This is a genomic window from Methylobacterium sp. WL19, assembly GCF_008040005.1.
Lineage (GTDB): Bacteria > Pseudomonadota > Alphaproteobacteria > Rhizobiales > Beijerinckiaceae > Methylobacterium > Methylobacterium bullatum.
This window is the reverse complement of sequence record NZ_VRVC01000263.1, coordinates 1-1461: the sequence shown is the minus strand read 5'-3', so window position 1 is coordinate 1461 and position 1461 is coordinate 1. Positions and strand designations below refer to the sequence as shown.

Below are 1461 nucleotides of genomic sequence, written 5' to 3'. Positions count from 1 at the left end.
GGTGACGCCCTCGTTGCCCTTCCCGCCCTGGATGCGGTCAGCGCCCGATGTGCCGACGATCAAGACACCGATGACCGACGTGTCACTCTCGGCAACGCTCTGCGAAAAAATCTTCGTGCCCGCCTCGACGCTCGACATGTCGAGCACCGCGCCGTCGCGCACATAGACCTTTTCAATGTTCTGGAACGTGGTGGTGCTCAGTTCGACGGGGCTGCCGGCATCGACGAACAGAAGGTCCGTGTCCGCCCCTCCATCCACCTTCGATGGCGAGGCGCTGATGACGAGCCGGTCGTCGCCACCCCGACCGAACAATTCGTCAGGACCGCCATTGCCGTTCAGCGTGTTGGCGTCTTCGGTTCCACTGAGGACATCTTCGGACGTACTGCCGATCAGATTCTCGAACGAACTATAAGTATCGCCTTCCGCATCGCCGCCGAAGCCGACGTCAAACAGGAGATCGACCGTTACACCCGCGCTGGATTGCTGATAGCTCAACGTGTCGTTGCCGGCGCCTCCGAACATGGAGTCGCTGCTGGCGCCCCCTTCGATGACATTGTCCCCGGTATCTCCGACGAGAATGTCGCTCCAGGCGCTGCCGAGCAAATTTTCGAACAACTGAATGTTATCTCCCGAAGCATCGCCATTGGAAGCGGTGTTCGTCGAGAGATCGATCTTTACGGCGTCGAAGGAATGTTGATAGCTCAGCGTGTCGCGGCCATCCCCCCCAGACAGGACGTCGCCAAAGCCGCCGCCTTCGATGACGTTGTTCTTGGTGTCTCCAATTATAGTATCGGTGTAATCGCTGCCACGGATATTCGAGATATTGGAAAAAGTTTCCGAAAGGATTCTATTTGAGTGATCCGTGCCGATGTTGCTGGCCATGTTTACGATGACACCGTAAAAATTACCCTCGCTGTCGGCTTCGTACTCCTGGAAATGCTCATAACTCAGGGTATTCTTCCCGGTGCCTCCATCGATGTTGTTCGAGCCGAGGCCGCCCTCCAGCGTATCGTTGCCGCCGCCACCGTTCAGGACGTCATTGCCCGCCCCCGTGAGAATCACATCCCCATAATCGCCCCCGGTGATCCTCGCCGTATAGGCAAAGTCGCTGGTGTCGCCGAAAATGCCGATTCGGGGCGTGGTATATCCAACTTCACCAAAGACGGTTTCTAATCCCGGCCCGGAAAAGGCATAGACTAGAGAATTACCGAAGCCTTCATATCCGGCGATGGCCGTGCCGGGGCCGAAATCGATTGCACGAACGCCGGCGGCCATCTGGGAACTGAATATGAAGTCCGAGTTGTCCGATTTATAATCACCCTCATAGGTAAATTTAAAAAACGCCACGTCCAGCCCCTCTGCAACGAATCATATTGCGATTAAACAAGCTTAGACTGATAGCAATAGTTTAAAAAATATTTAAAATACTCGTTTATACGTCTACATCGTAAGTTAGCCATC

General features: G+C 55.0%; 1 protein-coding gene. It reads right to left on the bottom strand.

Going from position 1 to position 1461, the window contains the following annotated elements; all coding sequences use genetic code 11:
• Positions 1-1347: calcium-binding protein (locus tag FV220_RS24935; RefSeq protein WP_246689541.1), on the bottom strand; the 1347-nt coding region annotated here is incomplete at its 3' end.
• Between the last annotated feature and the right edge of the window lie 114 nt (positions 1348-1461).